This window comes from Streptomyces synnematoformans, from assembly GCF_039531005.1.
GTDB lineage: Bacteria > Actinomycetota > Actinomycetes > Streptomycetales > Streptomycetaceae > Streptomyces > Streptomyces synnematoformans.
In genome coordinates this window covers 1-7,192 of the sequence record NZ_BAAAPF010000350.1, presented here as the reverse complement: position 1 = coordinate 7,192, position 7,192 = coordinate 1, and the positions used below count along the sequence as shown (strand labels likewise).

Genomic DNA, 7,192 nt, shown 5'->3' with positions numbered 1-7,192 from the left:
GCCCGGCGCAGCCCGCGCGCCCAGCTGCTCGCCTCCGCGTACGAGGCCGCCGGCGGCGTCCGCGGCGCCGCCGCGGCGGGCGCGGTCGGCTCCGCCTGGGGCGTCGCCGCCGCGACCGTCAGCGGCTCGGCCGTGTGGTGGCTGCAACTGCGGTACGCGCTGCGCGAGCGCCGGCACCGCCCCGAACCCGAAGTGAGGACACCATGACCGCGCACCCCCGGCTGAGCATCGGCCTGCCCGTCCACAACGGCGACGAGTACCTCGCCGAGGCCCTCGACGCCCTGCTCGGCCAGACCTACGAGGACTTCGAACTGGTCGTCTCCGACAACGCCTCGACCGACGCGACCCGGGACATCTGCCGCCGCTACGCCGCCCGGGACCCGCGCATCCGCTACCTCCGGCTGCCCCGGAACATCGGTGCCGCACCCAACCACCACCGCGTCTTCACCGAGTGCCGCGGCGAGCTGTTCAAATGGGCCTCGCACGACGACCTGTACGCCCGCGACCTGCTGCGGCGCTGCGTGGAGGCGCTGGACGAGCGGCCGGAGGTGATCCTGGCGCACGCCGACCAGGCGGTCGTCGACGGCGACGGGCGGGTGAAGGTCCCGTACGAGTACACCCTCGCCACCGCCTCGCCGCACGCGCCGGAGCGCTTCCGCAGCATGCTCTTCGAGCCCGGCGGCGACGACTTCTACGGGGTGATGCGCGCCGACGTGCTGCGCCGGGTGAAGCCGCACGGCAGCCACCACCACGCGGACCGCACGTTCGTCGCCGAGATCGGCCTGCACGGGCCCTTCCACCAGGTGCCCGAGCTGCTGTACTTCCGCCGTGACCACCCCGGCCGCGCCGAGCGGGCCAACCCGTCCAAACGCTCCCGGTGCGTCAACCTGGACCCGCGCCGGGCGGGCCCGCTGCACCCGACGCCGCGGCTGCTCGCCGAGTACGTGTGGGGCTACGTCGCGGCGATCCGGCGGGCGCCGCTCTCCCCGGCCGACCGGCGCGCCTGCTACCGCCACCTCGCCGCGTGGCTGGCGAGCCGGGCCCGGCCGGGCGCCGGCGAGCGGGTCGAGGACCGCGCCCCGGTCGCCCCGGACCGGCTCACGGTCTCCGTCGACGCCCTCGTCGCCGGGCGGGAGGGGAGGCGGGCGTGACGCCGGGGGAGGAAGCGCGGCCGCGCGTCGGGGTGTTCGGCCTGCTCGGCTCCGGCAACCTCGGCAACGACGGCTCCCTGGAGGCCGTGCTCGGGTACCTGCGCGCCGAGCACCCGCGGGCGGTCGTGGACGCGCTGTGCGGCGGCCCCGAGACCGTCACGGCCCGGTACGGGATCCCCGCGACCCGGCTGCACTGGTACCGCGGGGAGTACCGGACCGCGTCGCGGGCCGGCGCGGTCGCGGCGAAGGGTCTTGGCAAGCTCGTCGACGCCGTCCGCACCGCCGCCTGGGTGCGCCGGCACGACGTGGTGATCGTGCCGGGCATGGGCGTCCTGGAGGCCACGCTGCCGCTGCGGCCGTGGGGCTTCCCGTACGCGCTGTTCCTGCTCTGCGCGGCCGGCCGGCTGTGCGGCACCCGGATCGCGCTGGTCGGCGTCGGCGCCGCCCCGATCCGCGACCGGCCGACCCGCGCCCTGGTGCGCTGGTCGGCGCGGCTGGCCGCGTACCGCTCGTACCGCGACACCCTGTCCCGCGACGCGCTGCGGTCGATGGGCGTGGACACCGCGCGCGACGAGGTCTACGCGGACCTCGCCTTCGCCCTCCCCGCGCCCCCGCCGGAGGCCCCGGCAGACCCGCCGGACACCCCTCCCGCCCCTCCGGGCCTCGTATGCGTCGGCGTCATGGCCTTCCACGGCGGCAACGACGACCGCGCCCGGGCCGCGGAGATCCACCGGCGCTACCTCGACGGGACCACCCGCTTCGTCCGCGCGCTGGTCGCCGAGGGACGGCCGGTCCGGCTGCTCACCGGCGACGCCGTCGACGCGCCGGTGGTCGGCGCGATCCTCGACGCCGTGGACTCGCCGCTGGTCACCGCCGCCGAGGCGGCCTCCCTGACCGACCTCATGAAGGAGACGGCGGCGGCCGACGCCGTGGTGGCGACCCGGTACCACAACGTGGTCTGCGCGCTGAAGTCCGGCACGCCGACGCTCGCGCTCGGCTACGCGGCCAAGAGCGAGGCGCTCATGGAGCGGATGGGGCTCGGCGCGTACTGCCACCCGGCCCGCGAGGCCGACGCCGACCGGCTGCTCGACCGGTTCCGGGCGCTGGAGCGGCGGTCTGCGGAGCTGCGGCAGATCCTCGCGGAACGGAACGCCGACGCCGCCCGGCGCCTGGAAGACCAGTTCACCGCCCTGACCGCCGCCCTGTTCCCGACGGGCGGCCACCCGATGCGGGAGGCACCATGAAAGCGACCGGCGTCCCGGCGATCGCGGGCGCGTACCTCTTCGAGCCGACGCCGCACGCCGACGAACGCGGCTTCTTCTGCCGCACCTTCGACGCCGACGTGATCCGCTCGGCGGGCCTCGACCCGGGCGCCTTCGTCCAGGACAGCGTGTCCCGCTCGGCCCGCGGCGTGCTGCGCGGCCTGCACCTGCGCTCCGGCGCCGGCGAGGCCAAGCTCGTGCGGTGCTCGTACGGGCGGGTCTTCGACGCCGTCGTGGACCTGCGGCCGGACTCGCCGACGTACCTGGGCCGGGCCTTCTTCGAGCTGTCCGGTGAGAAGCAGACCACCCTGTACGTTCCGGCCGGGTGCGCGCACGGCCTCCAGGCGCTCACCGCGACCGCCGACGTCTCGTACCGGATCGACCGCCCGCACGATCCGGCGGAGGACGTGACGATCGCCTTCGACGACCCCGAACTCGCCATCCCCTGGCCGCTGCCGGCCACCTCGGTGTCCCGGCGGGACCGGGAGGCGCCGGGCCTGGCCGAGGTCCTGAAACGCAGGGAGGGGTGACGCCGCGTGGCCACCGAGGAGTTCCGGCTGCCCCGGTCGCGGGTGATGAACGAGCGGCTGCACGCCGTGATCCCGGGGGGCGCGCACACGTACGCCAAGGGCGACGACCAGTACCCCGAAGGGCTGGCCCCGGTGATCAGCCGCGGCCGCGGCGCCCACGTCTGGGACGTCGACGGCAACCGCTATCTTGAGTACGGCTCCGGCCTGCGGTCGGTCAGCCTCGGCCACGTTCACCCGCGGGTGACCGAGGCGGTGCGGCGGGAACTCGACCGCGGCGCGGGCTTCGTCCGGCCCTCCGCGCTGGAGGCCGAAGCGGCGGAGCGCTTCCTGGAGACCGTGCCGACCGCCGAGATGGTGAAGTTCGCGAAGAACGGCTCCGACGCCACCACCGCCGCGGTGCGCCTCGCCCGCGCCGTCACCGGGCGGCCGCGGGCGGCCGTCTGCGGCGACCACCCGTTCTTCTCCGCCGACGACTGGTTCATCGGCACCACCCCGATGGACGCCGGCGTCCCGCCGACGGCGGCCGAGCTGACGGTGGCGTTCCCGTACGGGGACCTGGCCGCCACCGAGGAGGTGCTCACCCGCTACGCGGGCGAGGTCGCGTGCCTGGTCCTCGAACCCGCCACGCACACCGAGCCGCCGCCCGGCTACCTCCGCGGGCTGCGCGAACTGGCCGACCGGCACGGCTGCGTGCTGGTCTTCGACGAGATGATCACCGGCTTCCGCTGGTCGGAGGCGGGCGCCCAGGGGCTGTACGGCGTCGTGCCCGACCTCTCCACGTTCGGCAAGGCGCTGGGCAACGGGTTCGCCGTCGCCGCGCTGGCCGGGCGGCGTGAGCTGATGGAACGGGGCGGGCTGCGGCACTCCGGCGACCGGGTGTTCCTGCTGTCCACCACGCACGGCGCGGAGACGCACGCGCTGGCCGCCGCGATGGCCGTGCAGGCCACCTACGCCGAGGAGGGCGTCACCGCGCGGCTGCACGCCCTCGGCGAGCGGCTGGCCGCCGGCGTCCGCGACGCGGCGGCCGCCATGGGCGTCGGCGACCACGTCGTCGTCCGGGGCCGGGCCAGCAACCTCGTCTTCGCCACGCTGGACCGGGACGGGCAGCCGTCGCAGGAGTACCGCACGCTGTTCCTGCGGCAGCTTCTGGAAGGCGGGGTGCTGGCCCCGTCGTTCGTGGTGAGCAGCGCGCTGACCGACGCCGACGTCGACCGCACCGTCGACGTGGTCGCCGGGGCGTGCGCGGTGTACCGGAAGGCCCTGGAGGCCGCCGACCCCACGCCCTGGCTGGGCGGGCGGCCGGTGCGGCCGGTGTTCCGCCGCCGCGCGGGCGATGGGGGCGCGGGGTGACGTGACGGGCCGTCAGCGTCGCTTCCGCCGGCCGGCGTCGGCGCCGCGGCCGGCCCTGCGGGCGGCGATCCCGTCGGCGATCCGGTCGGTCAGCCACGCGGCCGCGGGCACCACCGCCAGCGCGGTGCACCAGCCGCCGACGGCGTCGGTCGCGTAGTGCGCCCCCAGGGCGACCTGCGCCCAGCCCATGGCGGCGCCGGCGACGAGGGCCGCGGCGAGCACGAGCAGCGTGCCCGCCGCGCCGCCGGGGTCGAACCGGCCGACCGCGGCCAGGGCCGCCACGAGGGCGAGCGCCGTGACGAAGGCGGTGTGCCCGCTCGGGTAGGACAGGTACCCGTCGTTGATGGTGCGCCCCACCACGGGCTTGAGGAGCGTCGTCGCCGCCACGGCCGCGCCGGCCCCCGCGACGGTGAGCACCGCCGCGCGGGTGCGCCGGAGCAGCAGCAGCCCCGTCACGAGGGCCGCGACCAGCGCCGCCGCCCCGGCGGGCTCCCCCCAGAAGTCCACGGCCAGCGCGACGTCGTGCCACGGCGCCCCCGCACCGCCCGCCGCCGGCCGGATCCGCTCGTCCACGGCGCCCGGCCCGTCGTCGCCGGCGAACAGGACCCCGAGTGCCACGGCCGCCAGCGCGCCGAGGACCGCGGCCGGCCCCAGCGACGCGCGCAGCGACGGGTGCAGCACCCCGGGCGCGGGCCGGCCGGAGTACCCCATCTCTCCCTCCCGTCCGGCCCGTCGGCTGTCCTCCGCGGGCCCACGGCTTCAGCCTGCCACCGGGTCCGGGCCGCCGCGGCCGGTCCGCCGGCGAACTGTCAGCAGTAGACGCCGTCGACGGCGGTGAGTACGAGGTCGCGGGCGCGGCCGGCGTCGTAGGCGCCGATGAGGACGTAGTAGGCCAGGCCCTCGGTCGTCGCGGTGAGCGCGACGGCCTCGCGGTCGGGGTCCAGCCCGGGGCGTACGCGGCCGGCGTCCCGGTCGCGGCGCAGCGCGGCGGCGAGGTCGCCGTGGAGTCCGGCGTAGAGCTCCCGCAGCCGCTCGGCGACGGCGGCGTCCGCGAGTGCCAGCGCGTTGAAGGACTGGCGTACCCGCAGGTGCGCCGTGGTGGCGGCGTCGTAGGGGATCAGCTCGGTGAGCACGGCGGTCAGCACGGTGCGCGGCTCGGCGGCCGCCAGGTCCTCGCCGGCCCGGGCGCGGATGCGCTCCGAGCTGAGGGCGTTGCCGCGGTCGAAGGCGGCGTCGATCAGGTCGTGCTTGGCCGGGAAGTAGTGCTGGACGCCGCCGGGGGACACGCCTGCCCGGGCGGCGGTCGCCGTCAGCGACACGGCGGCGAGGCCCTGGTCGGCGACGATCGCGAGCACGGCGTCGGCGATCTCGCGGCGGCGCTCGTCGTGCCGGGCGCCGAGGCCGCGGGTGCGCGGGCTCATGGCCGACCTCCCTTTCCGGTGTGAGCGCACTGGATTGACGGTGCCGAGTCTAGTGGGCTACGGTCGGAGCAAATAAATGCGATCGAATTGTTTTGCCCGCGGAGGTAACGGAGAACGGCGATGGTGCTGGCGCTGTGCTGCCTGGCCCAGCTGATGGTCGTGCTCGACGTCTCGGTCGTGAACGTCGCGCTGCCCTCGATCGAGGCCGACCTGGGCTTCGCCGCCGCCGGGCTGCCGTGGGTCGTCAACGGCTACGCGCTGGTCTTCGCCGGCTTCCTGCTGCTGGGCGGCAGGCTCGCCGACGTCTGCGGGCACCGGCGCGTGTTCCTCCTCGGGCTCGGGCTCTTCACCGCCGCCAGCCTCGCCGGCGGCCTCGCCGCGTCCCCCGGGCTGCTCGTCGCCGCGCGCGCCGCCCAGGGGCTCGGCGCCGCGGTGCTCGCCCCGGCGACGCTCACCGTGCTCACCGCCGCCTTCCCCGAGGGCGCGGGACGCACCCGGGCGGTGGCGGTCTGGACGGCCGCCGGCTCGGCCGGCGGCACCGCGGGCAACCTCGTCGGCGGCCTGCTCACCGAGGCGCTGTCCTGGCGGTGGATCCTGCTGATCAACGTGCCGGTCGGCGTCGCCGCCCTGGTGGCCGCCGCACGGCTGCTGCCCGGCACGCGGCCGCACGGGCGGCGCCGGCCACGGCTCGACCTGCCGGGCGCGGCGCTCGCCACCGCCGGCCTGCTGGCCCTCGCGTACGGCATCGCCCGGTCGGGCACGTCCGGCTGGAGCAGTCCGCGTACCGCCCTTTCCCTGGTCCTCGGGCTCGGCGTGCTGGCCGGCTTCGTCGCCCTGCAGGCCCGCCCGGCCGCCGGCCGCACCCCGCTGCTGCCGCTGCGGCTGTTCCGGGCCCGGGCGATCTGGCTCGGCAACGTGCTGATGCTGCTCGCCGGGGCGTCCCTGACGCCGATGTGGTACTTTCTGTCGCTCTCGATGCAGCACGTCCTCGGCTACGGACCCCTCGAAACCGGCCTCGGCTTCCTGCCCCACACCGTGCTCGGCGTGCTCGTCGGCGTCCGGCTGACGCCGTGGGCGATGCGGCACGTCGGCGCCCGCCCCCTCGTCGCCGCCGGGGCCCTCACCGCGGCGGCGGGCTTCCTCTGGCAGAGCCGCGCCACCGAGGCGAGCACCTACTGGTCCGGCGTCTTCGGCCCCGCGGTCGTGATGACGCTGGGCAGCGCCCTGTTCATCGCCCCGCTCACCACCGTCGTCGTCTCCGGCATCGCCCCCGCCGACGCCGGCGCCGCCGCCGGCGTGATGAACACCGTCAAACAGGTCGGCAGCGGACTCGGCCTCGCCGTCCTCGTCGCCGTCGCGGCCCCGGGCGGCGGGACCCCCGCCGCGCTGGCCGCGGCGTACGCGCACGCGTTCGCGGCCATGGCGGCCCTGCTCGCGGTGGTCGCCGGCCTCGCCGCCGCGCTGTCCCGCGGGGCCGG

7 protein-coding genes and 1 pseudogene are annotated in these 7,192 nt (G+C 76.7%); 6 read left to right on the top strand and 2 right to left on the bottom strand.

Annotated elements, in window-relative coordinates; all coding sequences use genetic code 11:
- The 5 genes and pseudogenes from ABD317_RS31570 to ABD317_RS31550 all read left to right on the top strand — a co-directional run.
- Window positions 1-207: pseudogene (locus tag ABD317_RS31570) on the top strand (hypothetical protein); the annotation flags it as partial.
- A complete protein-coding gene (locus ABD317_RS31565) occupies window positions 204-1,151 on the top strand; it encodes a glycosyltransferase family 2 protein (protein WP_344294425.1) in 948 nt (315 codons plus the stop codon). The pseudogene ABD317_RS31570 and the gene ABD317_RS31565, both read left to right, overlap by 4 nt.
- A complete protein-coding gene (locus ABD317_RS31560; RefSeq protein ID WP_344294423.1) occupies window positions 1,148-2,395 on the top strand; it encodes a polysaccharide pyruvyl transferase family protein in 1,248 nt (415 codons plus the stop codon). The genes ABD317_RS31565 and ABD317_RS31560 overlap by 4 nt, the downstream gene beginning before the upstream one ends.
- Window positions 2,392-2,943: a dTDP-4-dehydrorhamnose 3,5-epimerase family protein gene (locus ABD317_RS31555; RefSeq protein WP_344294421.1), complete on the top strand. Its 552-nt coding sequence runs from the start codon at window positions 2,392-2,394 to the stop codon at window positions 2,941-2,943. Before ABD317_RS31560 ends, ABD317_RS31555 begins: the two co-directional genes overlap by 4 nt.
- 6 nt (window positions 2,944-2,949) lie before the next feature.
- A complete protein-coding gene (locus ABD317_RS31550) occupies window positions 2,950-4,293 on the top strand; it encodes a glutamate-1-semialdehyde 2,1-aminomutase (protein WP_344294419.1) in 1,344 nt (447 codons plus the stop codon).
- Window positions 4,294-4,305: 12 nt separating this feature from the next.
- Here ABD317_RS31550 and ABD317_RS31545 read toward each other — a convergent pair whose 3' ends face one another.
- A complete protein-coding gene (locus ABD317_RS31545) occupies window positions 4,306-5,004 on the bottom strand; it encodes a phosphatase PAP2 family protein (protein WP_344294417.1) in 699 nt (232 codons plus the stop codon).
- A 98-nt stretch (window positions 5,005-5,102) separates the two neighbouring features.
- Window positions 5,103-5,714 carry a TetR/AcrR family transcriptional regulator gene (locus ABD317_RS31540; RefSeq protein WP_344294415.1) on the bottom strand — a complete coding sequence of 204 codons (612 nt, stop codon included), beginning with the start codon at window positions 5,712-5,714 and terminating at the stop codon, window positions 5,103-5,105.
- 120 nt (window positions 5,715-5,834) lie between these two features.
- On the opposite strand from ABD317_RS31540, the gene ABD317_RS31535 reads away from it, so the two are divergent.
- Window positions 5,835-7,192 (top strand): MFS transporter (locus tag ABD317_RS31535; protein ID WP_344294413.1); only part of this gene is annotated, 1,358 nt, incomplete at its 3' end.

What these genes read in the sequence shown, in the direction of transcription:
- ABD317_RS31565 (WP_344294425.1), top strand. Translation starts at nt 204, where the DNA reads ATGACCGCGCACCCCCGGCTGAGCATCGGCCTGCCCGTCCACAACGGC.
- ABD317_RS31555 (WP_344294421.1), top strand. Translation starts at nt 2,392, where the DNA reads ATGAAAGCGACCGGCGTCCCGGCGATCGCGGGCGCGTACCTCTTCGAG.
- ABD317_RS31540 (WP_344294415.1), bottom strand. Translation starts at nt 5,714, where the DNA reads ATGAGCCCGCGCACCCGCGGCCTCGGCGCCCGGCACGACGAGCGCCGC.
- ABD317_RS31545 (WP_344294417.1), bottom strand. Translation starts at nt 5,004, where the DNA reads ATGGGGTACTCCGGCCGGCCCGCGCCCGGGGTGCTGCACCCGTCGCTG.